Source organism: Candidatus Thermoplasmatota archaeon (genome assembly GCA_034660695.1).
Lineage (GTDB): Archaea > Thermoplasmatota > E2 > UBA202 > DSCA01 > JAYEJS01.
Map to the genome: position 1 here is coordinate 1 of JAYEJS010000143.1, position 19,992 is coordinate 19,992.

Consider the following 19,992-nt stretch of genomic DNA (forward strand, 5'->3'; position numbering starts at 1 on the left):
TCTGCAACCACGTCTACACTTAGTTCCTCTTCCTGCATGTTCCTCATGGATGAATCCTATAGAACGAGATTTTTCACGCATTCAACGTGATGTGTTGGATAATAGTGATTTTTCTTGTCCCATAGAGGCCATGGAAATGATTTCAGCATATATCGAAAAAGAACTTAATTCAAATTGAAGGTGTACTTAACCATAGTTAGTTTTGACTCCGATTTTGACGTAACGGAAAAGGGCAGAATTACACCACAGAATGCATTGAAAAAATGAATGGGGTAATTTTAATGGCTTTGGGATGAAACAACATTCTTCAGGCATACAATCAAAGCTATTGCTTACGATAATGCGGGCAACATGGCAACTACTGAGCAAGAAATCTGGATGTTCAACCTCTAACTTTTTTTTTCTTACTTCTATGCATTGAAACGCTCGGATAATCTCTTTCAGATTGGCTATTTTTATTCTTTCAAAGGTATTTTTCGGTAATTTCCCAAGAAACTTGGCTACACTGGGATGAAGTTTTACTTTATAACTCATCTAGGTCAATGTATTCTGATTCGGGCGTCTCCCTTGCTCTTGCCAGCGCTTCTTTGCCCTCCTCACTTAATTCGTAATTCTCTTCGAGCATATGCTTGATCAATTCGACATCTCTCCTCAAACAAGCAATATCTTTAGAGAGATGTTCAATCGTCGTTTCCATGTGAAAAATATGGTAAGACGTGCTTATTAACTTTTCTATATCAAAAATCTCCAAGTAACTGAAAGAGTTTTTATTTTCCTACCAACTTTCGATTCTTAGCATCGGAATTTTTTGAAGATGCTGCGTATTTTTGGTCACTAAAACCTCATCATGGGCCAGTACGGTGCTGGCGATTATTATATCAAATTCACCGATGGGCTTACCCGCTTTCCTCAATCTTTCTGTTTCTTCTCCAAAAATTTTAGCAGAAGTCAAATCTATTTCCAGTAGCATGACATTTCTAAGGAGCTCTTCTACAATCTTGGCATTTTCTCTAGCTCTGGAAGACCTGAATGCACCTTTAAAAAGTTCTAGTGCATTTATAGGGGTAGTAGAGATCGACAGATTTAATTTTTCAAAGTCAATAATTTTTTCCAAAATTTTTTTGCTTCCTCTTTGCTACCTTGCCATTTACCGGAAAAACTTGATAATTCCTTCCTTCCATATTTTTTTTGCAATTTCTAGCACAATATCTGAAAATGATTTATCTCTCCCTTTCAAGGCTGCCAGGGCATCATAGGCATTATCTGAAAGAGAAATATTTTCAGGCTGTCTATCTGCCATTATTTTTCCATCGGCACAAATTCTAAATAGCGGTTGTATTTTATTGCATAACATGTTGGCCAATCGCCGTTTTAGGGCTATGTACGGAAATAAAACGAAAAGTAAAGTTAGGCGCAAGAGCATAGCTATTTTTGTTTTTGCTATGATGCTTTTTACATCATTTTCTGTTTTTGCTACCACCGATAGTGAAAATGGTAACCATCAAATTTCTGTGAAATATTCATTTGAAACACCTATAGCAAGCAAGGTTAGGATAGGAAACACTATATATGATAATGTTGCCCTCCAGGATGCCGCATACTATGGAAATCCCGGCGAGCCGAGCCTGCCCGTAAAGGGAGCTTACATCCTCTTGCCCCAAAACACAAAGGCTGCGAGCATAAAAATTGCCCCTAGCGAGAAAATGTGCCTGGGTTCAGGGTATCATATTATGCCGGTTGGCAATCCTGTTCCTTTATCGCAATCTGGATTTCCTTCATTGCCAGTTGCCGGCCCAATTTATAATTCTGAAAAAGAATTTCCTGGAGAACTTTACACCAACGTTGGCACATATAGCTTCAGGGGCTATAATATCCTCGTTTTGATGCTGCATCCAATTCAGTATATTCCGGCTACCGGTGAATTGTTTTACTACGGGGATATGACTGTCTATGTGGATACGGTTAATGGTGAAAATATAAACCCCTTGTTCAGAGGATTGGAAAGAGATAAACAGGAGGTAAACAAAAAAGTCGATAACCCTGCCATTGCTTCAACTTACACAGAACAGACAACAAAAGCAAATTCAAATACGTATGACCTTCTTATTCTTACCACAAACTTGCTAAAAAGCTATTTTGATCCTCTTAAAAATTATCACGATAGCCATGGTATAAGCACGGTCATTAAAACGCTTGATGACATCGGCGGTAGCACCCCCGAAGATATACGTGGCCACATCAGGGATGCTTATACAAACTGGGGCATAGACTATGTCCTCATTGGCGGTGATGATGTTGTTGTTCCGGCCAAAACCCTGTGGATATATGGATTGGATGAAAATACCACACCGTATGAAACTTTTATGCCTTCCGACCTGTATTATGCATGTCTCGACGGCACATATAACCATGATGGTGACAATAAATGGGGTGAGCCTACTGATGGCGAGGATGGCGGTGATGTCGACCTTATGGCAGAAGTATATGTAGGAAGGGCATGTGCTGGCGATAAAAATGAAGTCAACAATTTTGTTGATAAAACGATATCATACATGAGCAAAGATGCTGACCCTTATCTGAAAAAAATATTGCTGGCAGGTGAATATCTAGGCGATTACGGTGTGGCAAGCTGGGGCGGAAATTACCTGGATCAAATTGTCGATGGTTCTAACCTGGATGGATATACTACTGTGGGCATACCTTCAGACGAGTTCAACATCGAAAAGATGTATGACCGAGACTGGCGGAACAACCACTGGACAAAAGAGGATATGATTGGCCGTATAAATGATGGTGTCCATGTCGTACAGCATGACGGCCATTCCTACTACACCTATAACATGAAGATGGTAAACAATGACACTGAAGAGCTTGAAAACGACAAATATTGTTTTATTTATTCAAATGGTTGTATGGCAGGCGGGTTTGATCGGGATGACTGCATTGCAGAATATTTTACTGTAAAAACAGGCCGCGGCGCATTTGCAGGTATATGGAATGCCCGTTACGGCTGGTTCTGGTCTTTCAGTACCGATGGTGACTCACAGCGTTTTGCCAGAGAATTCTGGGATGGCGTATTCGGCGAGCATATGCCGGTGATAGGAAAGGCAAACCAGGACTCAAAGGAAGATAACCTATATCTTATAGGCAGATCGTGCATGAGATGGACATACTACGAGTTAAACCTGTTTGGCGACCCGTCCATCGCTTTTCGCATCAACAATCCTCCGAACAAGCCTGCCGCCCCGTCCGGTCCTTCCTGGGGGAAGAAGGGTGAAGAATGCACTTATACATCTGTTTCTACGGACATAGAGGGCGATCAGATTTATTATCAGTGGGACTGGGGCGATGGCTCGTACAGCGACTGGCTCGGACCGTTTGATTCCGGGCAGGATGTCAATGCATCTCGTTCCTGGGCCGAAAGGGGAGTATACAACGTCAGGGTAAAGGCCAAGGACATTAATGGCGGGGAAAGCGATTGGTCTGATCCGTTGCGCGTGAGAATGCCAAAGGCGTATCTACATGGGATATGGCAGCTCATTGAAAAAATCAACGAGTGGTTCATGTCCCTCTTTCATTTCGAACTCATGCCGTTGAAATGAAAAGAAAATTATAGTTATGCCTGATACATATTGGAATGGATCTAGTGATAGAGGGTAATTTATTTATTGACGGAGGGATAAGGAAGGGCTGCGTGGGGATAGACAATGGAAGAATCGCTTCCATAAAGAAAATTCTGGAAGGAGACAAGCACCTTGATTTCGGCGAAAAATTGATTTTTCCCACAGGCCTGGATGTGCATGTCCATTTCAGGGAGCCCGGGCATACCGAGAAGGAGGATTTTTTTACGGGTACAAAAGCTGCCGCTTTGGGTGGAATAACTTTCGTGATGGATATGCCGAATAATAAGCCGCCGGCAATGAGTTGTTTTGCCATTGATGAAAAAATAAGAATCGTGAGAAAAAAGGCCTGCATTGATTTTGCACTGTACGGAGGCATAGGCAGGAAAAGCAATGTAAAGATGATGGCAAAAAGGTGCAAAGCATTCAAAACGTATCTCTCTGGCGACAATGAAATTTTCACCCATCCAGCAAAATTGAGGGGCGCGCTGCACAGAGTGAAGGAAAGCGGAAAAGTGATTGCCATTCATGCCGAAAGCCGTGAATGCATAAAAAGGGGCATGAGCACCAGCCTTTCTTCCCATGAAAAGAGCAGGCCCGTAAAATGTGAGATAGAAACAATCAAAAAGATTTTGAATGCAAACAAAGGCATAAATGCCAACTTACATATATGCCATGTCTCATCCCCTGATTCAATCATGCTATTGAAAGAAAATGGTATAAATATGGGGGTTACGCCGCATCACATGCTTCTGTCCACATCGTCAAAATTTAAACTTCCTGCCATGGGAAAAGTCAATCCTCCGTTGAGAAAGGAAGAGGAAAGGAAAAAAATTTTTAATCTTGTGAAAAACGGGTTTGTCGACATTATAGAGTCTGATCATGCCCCACATCTGCCAGAGGAAAAGGATGATTTTGCCGCTGCCCCTTCAGGAATGCCCGGGGTTGATACAGCCCTGCCGTTAATGCTTGAAGAAGTGAAAAAAGGGGATTTACCATTATCTGCCGTTCATCGTATGTTATGCAAAATGCCGGCTGAGACATTTGGGATAAACAAGGGGAAGATAGAAGTAGGCAGGGATGCGGACCTGCTTGTCATAGATTTCAAGGAAGGGAAAATAACGCCACAATCGAAGTGCGGATGGAGCAGTTATGAGGACAGGAAGGGCATTTACCCGCTTCATGTTTTTCTTAGAGGAAAGGACGTCGTTGAAAACGGCCAATTTATCGGCAATGCTGGCATGGGAGAAATGATTGCATGATATACGTTCCTGACTGGCTGCAGGTTTTTTTCGCATCGCTTTTGCCATTTTTTGAACTCAGGCTAAGTATACCTCTCGGAGTACTCCATCTTGACATGCCGTGGCCTGAAGTATTTCTGATTTCAGTCATAGGCAATATCATCCCCGTCCCTTTCATACTTAAACTCTTTAATCCCGTAGAAACATTCCTGCGTAGATGGCGGTCGTGGGATAAACTTTTCACCTGGCTATTTGCACGGACACGCAGAAAGACCGAAAAAAAAATAGAGAGATGGGAAGTGATGGGTCTGATTATGTTTGTTGCCATACCTCTACCCGTAACGGGAGCGTGGACTGGCTCGCTGGCTGCATACATATTCGACCTCGATTTTAAGAAATCAATATTTTACATCTTCATCGGCATCGTCATTGCAGGGGCGATTGTTACAACTGCAGTTGCGGCAGGCATAAACTGGTTTCTGTGACCGTTACCAGTCTGGCAAGCAGTCTATACCGGATTTATTTTCTTTGCCAAGACCTCGGCGGCCTTGATAACGGGGTATGCAGTAGGGGGCGCAGTGAGCAGCGGATGTGTGCCTATCTGTGCGGTCAATATGCCGTTCACGGTCATTTTGTTCTGAATAACAATTCCTATGAGATTTGTTATTTCCCCGGCACTCGGCCCGCCCACGACCTCTCCTCCGAGTATAACTCCCGATTCCCGGGCGGCTATCAGCTTCACAAGTTGCTTATGCACACCTGGCAGCGTACCCGGGTGCATATCAACGCCTTCAAAAGTGCCGGTAATAATATCGAATCCCCCTTTTCTTGCCATCTTTTCGGTCAGCCCCGCCGCCCCGAAACCCAAATCACCGATGGCAGTTGAGAAAATGGCAATCGTCCCGCTAAAGGTTTTTACCGTGGATAGTTTGTACAGGTTCATGCCTGCAGTTCTTGCCTCCGCACAGGCGGTGGATGCGAGCATAATGCTGCTTACCTTCCTGGTGATAAAATCCCTTTTTTCGGCGCAATCCCCCACGGCAAAGATATCGGGATTGCCAGCCCTCATGTACTCATCCACTTTTACAAAGCCCTTCTCATTCACATCTATGCCGGATTTTTTCGCAAGCTCCGTATTCGGGGTGTAACCCATGGACAGAATCACTGCATCTGCATCAAGTCTATCTCCATTCTCAAGAAGAACACCATCAACCTTTCCATCACCGAGTATTTCCTTTACACCCACACCGCTTATTATCTTTACACCTCTTGAGATGAGATGTTCCTCGGCAATTGAAGCTATTTCCTCGTCAAATGCCATCTCCAGCACATGCGGCAGGATTTCGACAATGGCAATTTCCTTATCCTTCTTGTTCAATTCATCGGATACCTCCACACCTATGAATCCTCCGCCCATGGTGATGACTTTTCTGCATTGCTCGAGTTTTTCCACCATTCGATCGAGATACTCCTTATTCTTGGGTATCATAAACACGTTCTCCAGGTCCACACCCTTAAGCCATCCGGGAACCTTGGGTATGGAACCTGTAGCCATGACAAGTTTTTCGAATTCGATTTCCGTGCCGTCATTCAGCCTGCATATCTTATTTTCCCGGTCGATTGCAGTCACTTTCCCGATTTTTAGATTTACGCCGGCCTTGGTCACAGTACCGTCGGGTAACATGTCCTTGTCACTGCTTTCCAGCGAGCCAAAAATGTATGGTATGCCGCACGGGACAATTGCTTTCTCTTCCTCACGGACGAGGATAAAATCCTTCTCCGGATAGCTTGACTTTCCAGTTACCGCCGCAACAATACCCGCAGCACTTCCACCGATTACAACTACATCTGTTTTCATTTTCTCATCTCTTTTACCGTATTTATCTGGACGGCAACGAATGCTTTTCCAATCTTTAATTCTTTCGCTACCACACATGCAGATTATGCTATTTGTACTACACTTTCCCTGTCCTTAAATGTTAGCATGGAGAATATAAACATCAGTGTAAAGGAAAAGGCAAGTGCTACCATTGACGGTAAAAAGCCGAATGTCGGGAAAGGCATGCTGTTATGGAAAAATACGATGAACTCCCCTCCCAAAATGCTTGCCATGCACCCCCATTCAGTTGCCTTTTTCCAGTACAGCGTTGCAATGACAGATGGAAAAAGAACAACGAGGCCCGAGAACGTAGTGCTTACAAGCGTTCCCATTATCCCTGTCTTCGGGTTGTAGCCGAATGTTATGAAAACAATGGCGAAAGCCGTGAGAAGCAAGGTTACGATCCTGCTGTATCTCACCTTATTGCCCATCGTATCGCATGTGAGTATAGTTGATAGGGAGAGAAGCTGGGAGTCGGCGGTGGACATCAGTGCAGCCAGTGCCCCGACAATCACGAAGGAGAAGACGAACGAGGGAGTGTAGTTCTTCACCATCAGAAGCAGCACGTTGTCCGGGTTTGCAACGTCTATGCCTGCCCCGTGTGCCCACACCCCTATCAGAACCGGCAGGAGAAATAGGAAGGATATGAGAAGAGGATAGAGTGACATGGATATCTTCAGCGAATGCTGACTCTTTGCAGTGTAAAATCTCGTGAAGATCTGGGGGAACATTGGGTCGCAGAAGATCCATAGTATGAGGAACGAGAGCCATATCTTGGTCGTGAAATATCCGTTGGGTCCGGGGCGGGAGAACAGGGAGGGCTGAACATTGTATGCAGCAGATGTTGCACTCCCGAACCCACCGAGAGAGTGTGCAATGAAGGCAAATGCCGCAACCATTGCCACCACCATTACCATTCCCTGAAAAACGTCTGTCCATCCCGACGCCCTCATACCCCCCGACAGCACGTAGAAGCAGATTACCGCCATCACGGCGACTGCACCAACCTCCATGCTTAGCCCTGGAAATATCATCTGTAGAATGTAGCCCGCACCTATTGCCTGGATTGCAAGGTAAGGAATCGTGAATGCAGCCATCACGCCGGTGAAAAGCAACTGAAGACTCCTGCTGTTGTACCTGCCTCCGACAAGCTCGCCGGGCGTTATGTATCCCTTATCCTTTCCAGCCTTCCATACCTTCCTTCCGATGACGTAGAACATCACTGCCATGAAGGAGGTGCCGATAGCCATTATTCCGTACTGTCCCATACCGTCGGTGTATGCCTTGCCAGCAAATCCGAGAAAGGTGAAGGCGGAGAAGTTTGTTGCAGCCAGGGTAAAGAACAGTATTACGGGACCGAAACTTCGATTTGCCAGGAAGTAGTCTTCCGCATTGCTCTTTGTCTTCTTGTGGGCGTATATGCCAAGAGAGAACAGCACCAGGAAATATGCAGCCATCATCGCTATTGCCATCATTCATCCCTCCATTCGTATTTTGCAAACAAAGAAAAGGAAGCCGAAAGCAAGAGTGCAAGGATGAATATATGCCATGCCCACAGCGGCATGAACCACATTATCTGCTTCCCATTCCAGTTCCAGAAATCAACGGAAAGTATCAGCAAAGCAACAAACAGCAGCAGCCACCATTTCCTCATGAAGTTGTATGCCGGGAAAACTTAAAATGACTTCGGTTCTTAGCGCCCATAAGTCAGTATTGCCATAGTCTTGCGGTGTAACATTTTTAATATCTAACCTCATTATACATTGTTGAATTAATGAAAAAGCAAATTCACGAGGAAATAGATGTTAAAGATTGAGAGAGGGAACAAAGGCATCGTGGTCAAATTCTCGTACAATCCAGATTACATTGCGAAAATAAAAACCCTTGAGGGATATAAGTGGCATCCCAAGGAAAAATACTGGGGCATTCCTTATTCCGAGCTTGAAAATCTGTTATCAGTTTTTGATGGAGAAAAATTGGATGTTGACCCTTCTGTTTGGTTTGATAAATTGGAAAGAGAACTCATGGCAAGGAAATATAGCAAGAGCACCGCCAAACTTTACATTCATTACAATGAAGAACTCCTGAAATTTTTCAAGAAATCACCTTATCATATTTCTAACGATGACGTGAAGAATTATCTATATCATTTGGCAGAAAAGAAGAATGCTTCAGCATCCACTCTGAACATAGCGATAAACGCATTGAAGTTTTACTATGGCGGAATCTTAAAGCGAAAATTCGTTTATGAAGTAAAAAGGCCAAAGAGAGACAAAAAGCTGCCCATCGTTTTGAGCAGAGAGGATATTTCAAAGATTTTATCTCCCGTATCAAACATAAAACACAAAGCCATCCTGATGCTTATCTATTCTGCTGGTTTGAGGGTAAGTGAGGTTGTGAAGTTGAAACCAGGAGATATCGATGTTGAGAGAAAACTGATCCGCATAAAAGAGGCAAAGGGTAGGAAGGATAGATACACAATTCTTTCGGATGTGGCGATGGAAACATTGAAGGAATACCAGGAAAAATACAAGCCACAAAAATGGCTGTTTGTAGGAGCATATCCAGGAAAGTACATTCACACAAGAACTGTAGAGAAAATTTTTACAGCAGCTTGTGAAAGAGCAAAGATAAGAAAGAATGTATCTGTCCACAGCTTAAGACATAGTTTTGCGACACACCTACTGGAAAGTGGGATTGATCTTAGATATATTCAGGAGTTATTAGGCCATAAGAGTGGTAAGACCACAGAAATATATACGCATGTGAGTAATAAAAACTTGAGAGAGATAAAGAGTCCCTTAGATAGTTTGAAAATAAAAAGAGGTGATATAAAGAATGAGTGAAAAATATTTTGGAGAGAAAAGGAGTTCATCTATAGGGATGTATATGCGAAGTATTTCGGATATACCGCCCAAACGGAACGATATACGAACTAGTTCGGATATAAGTAGTTAAGTGAAATTGCCCGAAGCCCAGCTATAAAACGATATATAACGTTATGATTATTACGGATTATTATGGAGAGTAGCATAAACATTCGATCATCTAAAAAACTTAAAATCTTTTTCTGGATTATCCTCGGAGCTCTATCAGTTTTCTTTGCCGAAGTTGTTTCTGGCTCTGACATGTTTCCTTTCTTCCATATATGGGGTTTATTGGTGGTATTCCCTTTATACACGCTTCATATCCTTGTTTTGTCTTATGTTGTGTTTAATTATAGCAAACCTCGACTCTATACTCTTTTTATAGCTGGAGCAATATTTGGGATGTACGAAGCTTATATAACCAAAGTTTTATGGAATCCTCCTTGGGGAGACCCTTTGATTTCTTTAGCTGGGATTGCGGCAATAGAAGCCGTTGTCCTAGTGCTTTTCTGGCATCCATTTATGGCATTCATTATTCCTTTATTTGTTGGGGAGAACATATTAACCAACTCAAGAAAGATTACAAAAGGATTGCCAAATAGAATGAAAAAATTATTTAATACCAAAAAGAAAAGTTATATTCTACTCGTATTACTTGCCATATTATTTGGGATATTTCAAAGCACCAATTCTCCTTCGCCTTTACATTCTTTATTATCAGTGCTTTCAACAACAGCAGTTCTCATGTTATTGATATATCTGTGGAGGAATAAAACAAAAGGAAGAGAATACGATATTCAGACGCTTCTTCCTAATAAAAGAGAATTCTCAGTTTTATTAACCCTTTTAATAGTTATGTATGTTGTTATGGGCATTTTTGTGCGGCCTGAAGCTTTGCCAGGATCTGCCCCCCAGTTAATTATTTGGTTAATATATGCAGGGTTATTCATTCTCCTAAGTTTAAGTCTAAGGAAGTCTAGAAAAATGACATTGCCTGAAGCAATCGATTCACCAATAGAATTTTCCTAGAAAATATTTGTGATCTTATCTTTGCTCTTTGCTGTTTCATCTGCCGTTAGCAAATTTTTGTTAGGATCCTTTGGAGAAATAATTATATTGATGGTCTGGCTAATTGGCGGTGTGATCGGGATATTAATTCTTTTCCTATCAATTAGTAACTTAGGAGTCAAATCTTGTGAACGAAGCTAAGAATATCTCTAAGACCATTTGCAACTCACTTTATTTCAGTGAGTTATGACGGTATTTTTCAAATTCAACTTTTTGTATCCTGTTTGGTTCCGGCTCGCCAGGTTAGGGATCTATTCCACAGGGCCAAAACCTGTGAATCAGAATAGTAAGCGGGCTTCGGGCAACTCTGCGGCACTTCGTGCCTGGCCTCGCCTTCGGTTCGGTCACTTAACAGCGGATAAAAGGGAAATCAAAGATTTCCCCAAATTGCCTTTGGCAACTTCTTTTATCCGCAGCCGTTATATATTTATACGCGACAGCATTGAATGGCGTATGAAAGGAACGATAAGGGCTCTTCGCCTTATTTCCCTTGCTGTCGTCGTATCAATTCTTTTGATTCCATCTTTTCAAATCTCCGAGAGCAGGACGCAGAAAACGGTTTATAAAAACATTGCGGTCTATCCCTCCATAATACCTGCAATAAAGGTTCTTGAATATTCGCTTCAGTATGGATGGACAATCGACGGCATACACTATCAATTTAATGTCTCGGAGCTGAGCAGAAGAGAAGCAATGGGAAAAGGGATAAAGCCCCTTAATACAGAAAATTACGATGTTCTCGCCATAGGTGCAAGCGCCCGCCAGTACATCCACGGCATTGACACAAGATGGAAAGAAAATGTACGGAAATTTGTTGCTGATGGTGGCGGATACGTGGGCATATGCGGGGGTGCAAACGAGGCATCGCAGGGAATGCCCAATCCTTCCACCTTGATAGACAGAATCATAGATGCTGGTGCGCTCGGCATTGCCAACGTATACATCAATGATGACCAGGATGAGGAGTGGCAGTATCTTTACAAGACATCGGGCATGAGCGGGGGTGTCCCAATTGCCTGCAATTTCAGCAATCACCCCATAGTTAGTGTGAGCCCCAACAATCCCAGGCTGATCAGGTATGAAGGCGGGCCCAGCATGTACCTGGCAGATAAAATAGACCCGCTTCTCGGAGATGTTATCCCCCTCGCAACTTATGCGGAAGAGATAAGCGAGAAAGCCCCTATTCATTTCTGGAAAAAAGTCGGAGGGGGATGGCAGATAGAAGCCCCCATCTCTACTGATGTAAAAGGGCAGTATGCGGCAATAGCCACCACCTACGGAAACGGCAGGGTTGCCCTCTTTGGCCCGCATCCCGAAGAACCCGCCTCAATCGGAGGACACGTCGAGGAATTCCTCGGACGTTCTAAGTATGCCCTCTTCAAAGAAGACTACCTCTACAGATGGGCGGATGGGCAGAGTATGGACTGGTCATACAACTGGTGGATGCTGCGAAGAGCTGCTGCATGGGCCGCCGGCATTCCTGATGAACATTTGCCGCCCATAGATGATATGGAAATTTTTTTGGTTGAACCGAGCGCATTGCACCCCGCCCTATACATCAACGGCAGGCATATTATGCCAGCCCCGTGGGGAACAACCTTAATCGGGAAAATGCCTTTCACCATATATATCAATGAGAATTCAACGGTCAATTTTTATCTTGACGGAAAGAAATATTATTCAGATAACTCTCCACCGTATGTATGGACTCTCGATATGCCCATGGTAGGAAAGCACGACGTGCACATCGAAGTGGTCAATACGGATGCCATGGCGTACGCACAAATATGTGTATATGCCTTTAACACCAGAATGCTTGAAAAATAAAAAACAACAAATACCATTATCCAAATATGAAGAGTATGCCGAATGAAAAATTTGACATAGAAGAAGCAAACCTTCAGCTCAGCAACACCATAATGAAAATATTGACGGAAGAAATGCCCGCACTGAAGGAAAAAATAAAGAAGATGTGCCTGGAAGTCAAAAGAGCGAAATATCTCATCTATGTTTTTTCGGTCGCACTTTTTATGATGGGGATATTCTTCTTAATAGCGGCTCTATCTCTCGCCTTTTCCAATAACTGGGAAAAAGTAGTTGAAGGGCTTGGTTTTGGGTCTGCCAGTGCCGCAAGTCTTGTCTCATTACTGTTACTGAGACCAATCAATAGGGTTCAGGAAGCGAATTCGGATGCGAGCCAGGCGGAGATGATATATTATTGCTGGGAGCTGGGCATACTGCTTTACATCCGCGCAATGGATATCACCGACCGCGGTTCAATTAAAGAAGCGGCCGAGAAAATCAGGGATTTGACATCCAAAGCCATTGGGCTCCTTGAAAAATATTACGAGATAGAGCCAGAATGATAGATCATACAGCCTTTACAGAAGTTGAAAAAATCATCCCTAGAAATCATTTTAAGCAGAAAATCATTTTCTTTCCATGAAAAAGCTGAGGGCATTGTGGAAGTTAACGCGACTTGACCATGGGGTGATGATCGCCATCGCCATTTTCATCGGGGCATTGATAGCCGGCAAAGGTTTGCCACCAATGGACAAATTCTTTTTTGCTTTTCTTACAGCCCTATTTCTTGAAGCGGGAGCATTTGCTTTAAACGATTATTTCGATCTAGAAGTGGACAAAAAAAATAGGAGAATGGACCGGCCTCTGGTGAGCGGCGATTTGAAGCCTGCGGATGCCCTCCTGATATACTTCGTTTTTCTTCCAGCAGGTTTGGCAGCAAGCTTTATGGTAAACACAACTTGCTTTACAATTGCGGCGATAAATGCGGTGATAGCGACGTTATATGACGTAAAGTTAAAGGAGATAAAAATTATTGGCAACTTCTACATAGCATTCATCATGGCCATTCCGTTCATTTTCGGCTCTACAGCGGTTTCCACGACCATACCTGAAGCAATCTATTTTATTGCTGCTATTGCTTTTTTGTCCGGCGTTGCGAGAGAAATAACGAAAGATGTAATGGATTTTGCCGGCGATTCCGCAAGAAAGACAAAATCTTTTCCAACATACCTTGGAAAAAGGGGGGCAAACACAATAGCATCCGTTTTTTATTTAATTGCAATAGTGATGAGTTACATTCCGTTTATTTTCAATATTGACGAAGCATATTACCATGATTATATCTACCTTTCAATTGTTCTTGTGACCGACATACTACTTGCATATACATCGCTGGTCATACTTACAAAAGTGGATACGGAAAGCATGAATAAATGCAGAAAAACCAGCCTGATGGGCATTTTTATAGGTCTGATTGCCTTTCTGGTCGGTGTATTTGCCTAAATTTATATATCGGAAAAGCATGTGAAATTGAATGATATCTGGCGATATTATAGGGGTGGCATCAGTCTATGTTTATGTCGCCACTCTCCTTTTTATATCTGAAAAAGTGCTGAATAAATATCCAGCAATAAGCAGAAAATTTTTGCATATTATGGTGGGGAACGCGTTTTTCATTTTGCCGTTATTTGAAACACGGTGGGTTATGGCTTTCATCGCCGCCGCCCCGTTTATTTTTTTAACCTTTCTCATCAGCCCTTATTCCCCTCTAAAGAGGGTCAGCGAAACTTCGGCAGCAGGTCACGGCTTGTGACTCGTTTATTATTCGATGTCCTGGACAGCCCTTGCCTATGCTTTTTTTGACAGACCGGAAATCATAGCTGTCGGGATCGTTGCCATGTCCTATGGGGACGGGTTTGCATCACTCATCGGAACAAAATTCGGAAAAAGAAAGTACAACGTATGCGGGGATGAGAAAAGTGTTGAAGACTCCATCAGCATGTTCATTGTCATCCTAACAGTTGGAGGGGTTGCCCTAGCCTATTACAATTCTTTTCCAGCATTTTATGTTCTTTTCGCCATCGCAGCCATTCCGACACTTATTGAAGGAATAACACCCAAGGGACTGGACAACCTCAGCGTTTCGTTTTCGGCCGCACTTGTTTATTATGCCATTATATGGGTGCGCTAATGCGATTCATAGTAGTTGACGGGCTTGACGGAGCGGGAAAAGACACTCATGCAAATCTGATAATGGAACGTTATGCCGCAGAAGGGAAAAAAGTAATAGTCCGTTCTCACCCCGAAGACGACAATAAGTACGGAAGGAGGGCAAAGAAAGCCCTTCTTGGAAAAGGAAAAAAGAATCATTTGGAAGCATCCATTTATTACGCCCTTGACGTCATCCGTTCCATACGCAAGTATTATGGAAAGGCAGATACGTTTATCGTGGTTCGCTATCTGGTGGGTGTGGCATACCTTCCATTTCCCATAGCAAAGATACTGTACAAGTTCTTTGAAACTTTTTTGCCCACCTCTGACTACATGTTCTTTCTTGATGCCGAGCCCGAGGAATCTTTGAGCAGAATTCAAAAGAGAAAGGACAGAGAAATGTTTGAAAACTTGGAGGGATTGAAAAAAGTGAGGGAAAAAGCACTCAAGCTTGTAAGTGGGTGGCACATAATAAACACAGATCGACCAATTGAAGAAGCACATTAGGAAATAAATAGAATTCTTGATGGCCTGGATGGCAGAATTGCTGCCGAGGCTGAAGGACTCGAGCCACATGAAACCATCGGTGTAATTCTACGTGCATTTAGAGAGGGAATATTGAGTGTGAGAGAGACAATAGCATCACTTCAAAGCCTGGAGAGCAAGTCCACCCTTTTTATAACACATCCACTGATACAACAAGCAATCGAAGCAGTCAAAAAATATACCAAGAAACAGTAACAGTGTAGACATCCCTGGTTTTGGGATACTTGCTGCTTTGGCTGCTATGCTGTTGTTGAAGAAAAGAGAGAGATAAGAAATTTACCAACCAATGAACAACAAGTCTGGATATTCAACCTCTAGCCACCTGTTGGCTATCATTGGGCTCGGCAAGCATAAAACATTTTAAGGCATAAGTGTATGTATATTTGGTGCTGAGATGCGTTTACCCCGTATAATACATATAATAAGAAGAAAAGGGCAGGAAGGAGTTAAGGAGTATGAAGAAGACGAATTCCTGAACCTGAGCAGGGAAATAGAGGAAGCAAGCGAGAATATAGAAGAGGTTGAGGAATCAGAATATTCTGAAATCCTTCTATCTGAACCGGATGAGGAGAAAAAAGAGGGGGTTAAAGGCAAGGAATACATTTTACCACAGTTTTACCTGTCTCATGAAGAAAAAAAATCCATAGAAAAGGAAACGTTTGAAGATTCTGAAGAAAAATTGAAGGAAAAGGCATGGGAAAAGAGTGCAAAAGAGAGTCTTGAAGAAATAGAAAGGATTATTGATGCTGGATTGGCGAAGAAAGCGGAGGTTTTTGAAGAGAAACAACCTCCAGAAGAGAAATACGAAGAATTTTTAGAAGGGGAGGGAAAGGTGAAAGGCAGAATTATAAACAGGGAAGTAATTTATGAAACGCCCGGGGGATATGTAGTCAAAGTGACATATAGAGAGAATGGGAGAGTGCGGACAGCTTATTATTCTGTGAGTAAAGTGGAGGGGGTAGAACACGCATTGGATGAAATACGGAAATATAAACCGCTAATCAGGGAGGAAAAAATCAAAGAGACAGTTGAACCGGCTCCTAAAGAGGACAAGAGTAAAAAATCTTTTTTCGAAGGCATTTTGGGTAAAAAGAAAAAGTGATGCACCTGTAGCCTATATGGCCCCAAAAAGAACCAATACAAAGATAAGGCATCCCGTACCGATGATGTCCATCAGGCTTGTAATTGTGGGGATGGTGATGTTGTCTGGATCTATCCCAAGCCTAAATGAAATTATTGAAGAGTAATATGCTACAAAGTTTACTATAAATATTAAAATTTCTCCTGCGATTACTGAAATGATCAACATTTTGTGAATGGGGAGGATATCCACACCAATAAATTTACTTATAAAAAACGCAAATGCACCTATTAAAGAAAAAATGATGAGGCCTATTATGTGCATCGATACAAACAGTTTTTGAGCCTCTCTGGGGGGAATTTTACTGCATTCCAGAGAACCCACATGAAGTGATGATGAAAATTTTGCGGCGAGAATGCCGCCTATCGCCCCACCGTCCTCTAAAAATGCTGGAATCATTGTCAAAATACCTGCAATTCCGATCAGCCCTTCGAAAGAATTGCCGAGCATAGAACCAGAGAGAGTACCCAGCAACCCGCCCATGAGCATTATCGGCGTGCTTTCCATTAAAATTCTGCTGCAGTACGGCTTTGATATTTTTGAAAATGGAATGATTATGCTTGCAATCCCGAGAATTATAAAAAAGTAAAAAAGAAGCATTTTTTCTTTGTCTCCAAATGCAACAATATAATTCATGGAAAAAAAGAGAAGAGGGAGTGTAATTATATCTCCCGCAAGTGTGATTATTGGCGTTGTGACATTATCGGGGTCCCATCCTCGGCGATAACTGAAAAATGCTGTTGCTATGGTCAATGCGAGCATAAAGAAAGCAGATAGAACACCGGCTAAAAGGGAGACCAGAATCATGTCTATAATGTTTACCTGCATGCCCAAAAATTTTGCCGTAAATGTTGCGGTTATGCCAAGATAAATGCTCATCAAAATTGTAAGAAGGAAGGAAGAACTAACGTTCTGACCAAGTATTTTTCCTCTGAAACTTGGAGAAATCTGGCCAGTATGGAGATATGTGCCCAGTCTGGAGCCCAGCGAGGCAAATATATTGCCCCTCATGCCAATGGCAGGGGGTATAAGAATAATAAGAGCGGGCAGCATTCTCAAGTTAGACATCGAAATGCCCATTATTACCCCTGTAATGAGATCGCCCATCGTGCAGAGCAAAAGAGAGAATAATGATTCTTTAGAATCTTTGGAAGAGACTATTTTTTTGAGAGAAGCAAGAATAAGTAGGAACGATTGAATGGGTTTCGAGATATTCTGCACTCTCTCCATATATACCACGTCTCGATAAACTACCAGGGGGCTCTTTTTTCTCTTCCATGCTTGGTAAAGAAATTTATACTCGTTTATATGTTTTTGCATGATACATGCTATCACTTTTCTAGTAAGTTTAAAAAGCAAAGGAGAATTACATCCCCGAGGGATTAAAATGAGCGAAGAATTAAATCCGTTCAAAATAGCGCAACAGCAGCTGGATAAAGCAGCAGAAATTATGGGACTGGATGAAAACATGCATGCGTATCTCCGGGAGCCACAGCGTTTCTTGCAGGTCACCATACCCATTAAAATGGATAACGGAAAGACAAAAGTATTTCTAGGATTCCGATGCCAGTACAACGATGCGAGAGGCCCGACAAAAGGAGGGATAAGATGGCATCCTGCAGAAACACTCGATACGGTAAAGGCACTGGCTGCATGGATGACGTGGAAATGTGCAGTGGTTGGCATACCATACGGCGGGAGCAAGGGAGGCATAATATGCAATCCAAAGGAAATGAGTGATGCAGAAAAGGAGCGACTGGCGAGAGGTTACATAAGGGCGATAGGGAGATTCATCGGCCCAGAAAAGGATATACCCGCACCGGATGTTTACACCACTCCCCAGATAATGGCTTGGATGATGGATGAATACAGCAAGATAGTTGGCCACAATGCCCCTGGCGTTATAACCGGCAAGCCGCTCAGCGTGGGGGGCTGCAAGGGAAGGGGAGACGCTACCGCCAGAGGAGGAATGTACGTTCTGAGAGAAGGAGCAAAATCTATTGGTTTATCACTAGAAGAAAACAAGGAAAACATATATAAGCCGTATGAAGAACTGGAAAAACTGGAGGATACCATACCGTCAGAAAATGCGGTTACTGTGGCAATCCAGGGATACGGAAATGCCGGGCAATATGCCCATTTGTTGGTAACAAGGCTTTTCAAAAATGCAAAGGTTGTTGCAGTAAGTGATTCGAAGGGTGGCATTTATTCCGAAGATGGTTTACCGTACCGCAAAACCGTCGAAGTTAAAAAGAGCACCAGAAGCGTCGTGAATTACGAGGGAACAAAGAAAATAACAAATGATGAGCTGCTTGCATTAGATGTAGATATTATTATCCCCGCAGCGTTGGAAAATAGCATACGACATGAAAATGCAGATGAAATAAAAGCAAAGATTATCCTAGAACTAGCAAATGGCCCAACAACGCCAGAAGCAGATGAGATACTATACAAGAAAGGCGTACTGGTTTTGCCGGACTTTCTTTCAAATGCTGGCGGCGTGACCGTTTCTTACTTCGAATGGGTTCAGAACATGTATGGCTATTACTGGGATTGCGGGGAGGTATACGAAAAGCTGGATAGGATAATGAACAAAGCATCCTGGGATGTGATAAACAAGCAGAAGGAATACAAAGAAAAAGGCAAGAATATAAACACGAGAATGGCAGCATATACCGTTAGTGTGGGAAGAGTCGCAGAAGCGGTGAAGATAAGAGGAATAATTTAACCCCCTTTTTCTTTTTTTAATCAATTTAACAAAGATAGGCAACTTTATAATTATTTCTTGCATTATTCCTGTATGAAAAATCTTGATGAAATATCCAGTAAGATTGAAAAGAAGCTCAATGAGAAAGATGGTTTAAGAGAAATCACATTAAAAAAATGCCGCGATATAATAAGAACGAGCAGGAAATGTATAAGAAATATCCATAACGGCGAGATAAACACTGCAGCCGAGATGGCAACTGAAGCAATTGAGATGAATAAAGAATTGAAAAAACAAATTGAAAATCATCCCGATTTGCTTACAGCCGGGTATATGGAAAATGCTTCACAGGAACTGGCGGAGGCAAACATATTTCTATCGATATACAACAAAGAAGATTTGCCCAATCCAGAGGAACTGGGAATTACATATACATCCTACCTGCTCGGGCTAGGAGATACCGTCGGAGAATTGCGGAGGGTGGCCATTGATCTGCTAAAGGAGGAAAAAATAAATGAAGTGGGGGAACTATTGAAAGAAATGGAAGGCATATGTGATAAACTCATGGAATTTGATTATCCATCGGGCCTTATCCCGATAAAAAGAAAACAGGACGTGGCAAAAAAATTGCTGGAACAGACGAGAGGGGATTTTGTAATGTTCAGGAAAAATAAAGAGTTTGCGGAAAAGGTGGATATACTATTGAAAAATCTTAAAGAAAAAAAGAAAAGAAAAAAAGAGGATGAGTTTGGTCTGGACGTAGATTCCGTGTGGCGATGACCGGCTATGTGTAAAAACTATTTGTATTCTCTCGGATTATTCAACTGGCAAATGAAGGCTTAACCCCAAATTCATAGATAGCTCTTGGAATTAGCGAAAAATTATAGTCAACCCATGAGAGTGATTCTT

Annotated in this window: 21 protein-coding genes; 13 read left to right on the plus strand and 8 right to left on the minus strand. The window is 42.5% G+C overall.

What is annotated here, in order from left to right; all coding sequences use genetic code 11:
• Positions 1-523: 523 nt before the first annotated feature.
• The 3 genes from U9O96_07645 to U9O96_07655 form a co-directional block, all read right to left on the minus strand.
• Complete coding sequence (locus tag U9O96_07645; protein MEA2054957.1) at positions 524-697, minus strand: hypothetical protein; 174 nt, start codon at positions 695-697, stop codon at positions 524-526.
• Between the two features lie 78 nt (positions 698-775).
• Entirely contained in the window at positions 776-1,114 is a 339-nt protein-coding gene (locus U9O96_07650; protein MEA2054958.1) for a type II toxin-antitoxin system VapC family toxin, read from the minus strand.
• Positions 1,115-1,147: 33 nt separating this feature from the next.
• The gene (locus U9O96_07655; GenBank protein MEA2054959.1) at positions 1,148-1,354 is read right to left on the minus strand and encodes an antitoxin VapB family protein; all 207 of its coding nucleotides are present in this window, start codon (positions 1,352-1,354) and stop codon (positions 1,148-1,150) included.
• Between U9O96_07655 and U9O96_07660 the strand changes: the two genes are divergently transcribed.
• The 3 genes from U9O96_07660 to U9O96_07670 are packed head-to-tail and all read left to right on the plus strand — an operon-like array spanning position 1,353 to position 5,346.
• On the plus strand, positions 1,353-3,602 hold the full coding sequence (locus U9O96_07660) for a C25 family cysteine peptidase (GenBank protein MEA2054960.1): 2,250 nt from the start codon (positions 1,353-1,355) through the stop codon (positions 3,600-3,602). The genes U9O96_07655 and U9O96_07660 overlap by 2 nt on opposite strands.
• A gap of 35 nt (positions 3,603-3,637) precedes the next feature.
• Entirely contained in the window at positions 3,638-4,882 is a 1,245-nt protein-coding gene (locus U9O96_07665; protein MEA2054961.1) for a dihydroorotase family protein, read from the plus strand.
• Positions 4,879-5,346 carry a small multi-drug export protein gene (locus U9O96_07670; GenBank protein ID MEA2054962.1) on the plus strand — a complete coding sequence of 156 codons (468 nt, stop codon included), beginning with the start codon at positions 4,879-4,881 and terminating at the stop codon, positions 5,344-5,346. The genes U9O96_07665 and U9O96_07670 overlap by 4 nt, the downstream gene beginning before the upstream one ends.
• A gap of 23 nt (positions 5,347-5,369) precedes the next feature.
• Here the strand turns inward: U9O96_07670 and U9O96_07675 are convergent, their stop codons facing one another.
• The 3 genes from U9O96_07675 to U9O96_07685 all read right to left on the minus strand — a co-directional run bounded on the left by U9O96_07675 (position 5,370) and on the right by U9O96_07685 (position 8,394).
• Entirely contained in the window at positions 5,370-6,719 is a 1,350-nt protein-coding gene (locus U9O96_07675) for an FAD-dependent oxidoreductase (GenBank protein MEA2054963.1), read from the minus strand.
• 83 nt (positions 6,720-6,802) lie between these two features.
• On the minus strand, positions 6,803-8,215 hold the full coding sequence (locus U9O96_07680; protein ID MEA2054964.1) for a sodium:solute symporter family protein: 1,413 nt from the start codon (positions 8,213-8,215) through the stop codon (positions 6,803-6,805).
• The gene (locus U9O96_07685; GenBank protein ID MEA2054965.1) at positions 8,212-8,394 is read right to left on the minus strand and encodes a hypothetical protein; all 183 of its coding nucleotides are present in this window, start codon (positions 8,392-8,394) and stop codon (positions 8,212-8,214) included. The genes U9O96_07680 and U9O96_07685 overlap by 4 nt, the downstream gene beginning before the upstream one ends.
• 148 nt (positions 8,395-8,542) lie before the next feature.
• On the opposite strand from U9O96_07685, the gene xerA reads away from it, so the two are divergent.
• The 5 genes from xerA to U9O96_07710 all read left to right on the plus strand — a co-directional run bounded on the left by xerA (position 8,543) and on the right by U9O96_07710 (position 13,981).
• Complete coding sequence (gene xerA / locus U9O96_07690) at positions 8,543-9,586, plus strand: site-specific tyrosine recombinase/integron integrase (GenBank protein ID MEA2054966.1); 1,044 nt, start codon at positions 8,543-8,545, stop codon at positions 9,584-9,586.
• A 174-nt stretch (positions 9,587-9,760) separates the two neighbouring features.
• Positions 9,761-10,636, plus strand: coding sequence for a hypothetical protein (locus U9O96_07695; GenBank protein MEA2054967.1), 876 nt, complete (start codon positions 9,761-9,763; stop codon positions 10,634-10,636).
• Positions 10,637-11,128: 492 nt separating this feature from the next.
• Positions 11,129-12,502 (plus strand): hypothetical protein, encoded by a 1,374-nt coding sequence (locus U9O96_07700; GenBank protein MEA2054968.1) that lies wholly within the window; start codon positions 11,129-11,131, stop codon positions 12,500-12,502.
• A gap of 26 nt (positions 12,503-12,528) precedes the next feature.
• Positions 12,529-13,041 carry a hypothetical protein gene (locus U9O96_07705; GenBank protein ID MEA2054969.1) on the plus strand — a complete coding sequence of 171 codons (513 nt, stop codon included), beginning with the start codon at positions 12,529-12,531 and terminating at the stop codon, positions 13,039-13,041.
• A gap of 76 nt (positions 13,042-13,117) precedes the next feature.
• Positions 13,118-13,981 carry a UbiA family prenyltransferase gene (locus tag U9O96_07710; protein MEA2054970.1) on the plus strand — a complete coding sequence of 288 codons (864 nt, stop codon included), beginning with the start codon at positions 13,118-13,120 and terminating at the stop codon, positions 13,979-13,981.
• A 72-nt stretch (positions 13,982-14,053) separates the two neighbouring features.
• On the opposite strand, the gene U9O96_07715 is transcribed toward U9O96_07710, so the two are convergent.
• Positions 14,054-14,230 (minus strand): hypothetical protein, encoded by a 177-nt coding sequence (locus tag U9O96_07715; GenBank protein MEA2054971.1) that lies wholly within the window; start codon positions 14,228-14,230, stop codon positions 14,054-14,056.
• A 76-nt stretch (positions 14,231-14,306) separates the two neighbouring features.
• Here U9O96_07715 and U9O96_07720 point away from each other — a divergent pair, with 76 nt between their 5' ends.
• The 3 genes from U9O96_07720 (at position 14,307) to U9O96_07730 (ending at position 16,337) form a co-directional block, all read left to right on the plus strand.
• Positions 14,307-14,669 carry a hypothetical protein gene (locus U9O96_07720; GenBank protein ID MEA2054972.1) on the plus strand — a complete coding sequence of 121 codons (363 nt, stop codon included), beginning with the start codon at positions 14,307-14,309 and terminating at the stop codon, positions 14,667-14,669.
• Positions 14,669-15,196, plus strand: a complete 528-nt coding sequence (locus tag U9O96_07725) for a thymidylate kinase (GenBank protein ID MEA2054973.1) — start codon at positions 14,669-14,671, stop codon at positions 15,194-15,196. The genes U9O96_07720 and U9O96_07725 overlap by 1 nt, the downstream gene beginning before the upstream one ends.
• A gap of 433 nt (positions 15,197-15,629) precedes the next feature.
• Entirely contained in the window at positions 15,630-16,337 is a 708-nt protein-coding gene (locus U9O96_07730; protein MEA2054974.1) for a hypothetical protein, read from the plus strand.
• Between the two features lie 12 nt (positions 16,338-16,349).
• Here the strand turns inward: U9O96_07730 and U9O96_07735 are convergent, their stop codons facing one another.
• Complete coding sequence (locus U9O96_07735) at positions 16,350-17,606, minus strand: magnesium transporter (GenBank protein ID MEA2054975.1); 1,257 nt, start codon at positions 17,604-17,606, stop codon at positions 16,350-16,352.
• A 157-nt stretch (positions 17,607-17,763) separates the two neighbouring features.
• On the opposite strand from U9O96_07735, the gene U9O96_07740 reads away from it, so the two are divergent.
• Together U9O96_07740 and U9O96_07745 are read left to right on the plus strand one after the other, a co-directional pair.
• Entirely contained in the window at positions 17,764-19,104 is a 1,341-nt protein-coding gene (locus U9O96_07740; GenBank protein MEA2054976.1) for a Glu/Leu/Phe/Val dehydrogenase, read from the plus strand.
• Between the two features lie 72 nt (positions 19,105-19,176).
• Positions 19,177-19,863 carry an RNA-binding protein gene (locus U9O96_07745; protein MEA2054977.1) on the plus strand — a complete coding sequence of 229 codons (687 nt, stop codon included), beginning with the start codon at positions 19,177-19,179 and terminating at the stop codon, positions 19,861-19,863.
• Positions 19,864-19,992: the final 129 nt, after the last annotated feature.

What these genes read in the sequence shown, in the direction of transcription:
- U9O96_07660 (MEA2054960.1), top strand. Translation starts at nt 1,353, where the DNA reads ATGTTGGCCAATCGCCGTTTTAGGGCTATGTACGGAAATAAAACGAAA.
- U9O96_07725 (MEA2054973.1), top strand. Translation starts at nt 14,669, where the DNA reads ATGCGATTCATAGTAGTTGACGGGCTTGACGGAGCGGGAAAAGACACT.
- U9O96_07735 (MEA2054975.1), bottom strand. Translation starts at nt 17,606, where the DNA reads ATGGAGAGAGTGCAGAATATCTCGAAACCCATTCAATCGTTCCTACTT.
- U9O96_07720 (MEA2054972.1), top strand. Translation starts at nt 14,307, where the DNA reads ATGTCCTGGACAGCCCTTGCCTATGCTTTTTTTGACAGACCGGAAATC.
- U9O96_07670 (MEA2054962.1), top strand. Translation starts at nt 4,879, where the DNA reads ATGATATACGTTCCTGACTGGCTGCAGGTTTTTTTCGCATCGCTTTTG.
- U9O96_07715 (MEA2054971.1), bottom strand. Translation starts at nt 14,230, where the DNA reads ATGAGAAAGGTTAAAAAAATAAACGGGGCGGCGGCGATGAAAGCCATA.
- U9O96_07710 (MEA2054970.1), top strand. Translation starts at nt 13,118, where the DNA reads ATGAAAAAGCTGAGGGCATTGTGGAAGTTAACGCGACTTGACCATGGG.
- U9O96_07730 (MEA2054974.1), top strand. Translation starts at nt 15,630, where the DNA reads ATGCGTTTACCCCGTATAATACATATAATAAGAAGAAAAGGGCAGGAA.
- U9O96_07665 (MEA2054961.1), top strand. Translation starts at nt 3,638, where the DNA reads ATGGATCTAGTGATAGAGGGTAATTTATTTATTGACGGAGGGATAAGG.
- U9O96_07740 (MEA2054976.1), top strand. Translation starts at nt 17,764, where the DNA reads ATGAGCGAAGAATTAAATCCGTTCAAAATAGCGCAACAGCAGCTGGAT.
- U9O96_07700 (MEA2054968.1), top strand. Translation starts at nt 11,129, where the DNA reads ATGAAAGGAACGATAAGGGCTCTTCGCCTTATTTCCCTTGCTGTCGTC.
- U9O96_07655 (MEA2054959.1), bottom strand. Translation starts at nt 1,354, where the DNA reads ATGTTATGCAATAAAATACAACCGCTATTTAGAATTTGTGCCGATGGA.
- U9O96_07745 (MEA2054977.1), top strand. Translation starts at nt 19,177, where the DNA reads ATGAAAAATCTTGATGAAATATCCAGTAAGATTGAAAAGAAGCTCAAT.
- xerA (MEA2054966.1), top strand. Translation starts at nt 8,543, where the DNA reads ATGTTAAAGATTGAGAGAGGGAACAAAGGCATCGTGGTCAAATTCTCG.
- U9O96_07685 (MEA2054965.1), bottom strand. Translation starts at nt 8,394, where the DNA reads ATGAGGAAATGGTGGCTGCTGCTGTTTGTTGCTTTGCTGATACTTTCC.
- U9O96_07705 (MEA2054969.1), top strand. Translation starts at nt 12,529, where the DNA reads ATGAAGAGTATGCCGAATGAAAAATTTGACATAGAAGAAGCAAACCTT.
- U9O96_07645 (MEA2054957.1), bottom strand. Translation starts at nt 697, where the DNA reads ATGGAAACGACGATTGAACATCTCTCTAAAGATATTGCTTGTTTGAGG.
- U9O96_07680 (MEA2054964.1), bottom strand. Translation starts at nt 8,215, where the DNA reads ATGATGGCAATAGCGATGATGGCTGCATATTTCCTGGTGCTGTTCTCT.
- U9O96_07675 (MEA2054963.1), bottom strand. Translation starts at nt 6,719, where the DNA reads ATGAAAACAGATGTAGTTGTAATCGGTGGAAGTGCTGCGGGTATTGTT.
- U9O96_07695 (MEA2054967.1), top strand. Translation starts at nt 9,761, where the DNA reads ATGGAGAGTAGCATAAACATTCGATCATCTAAAAAACTTAAAATCTTT.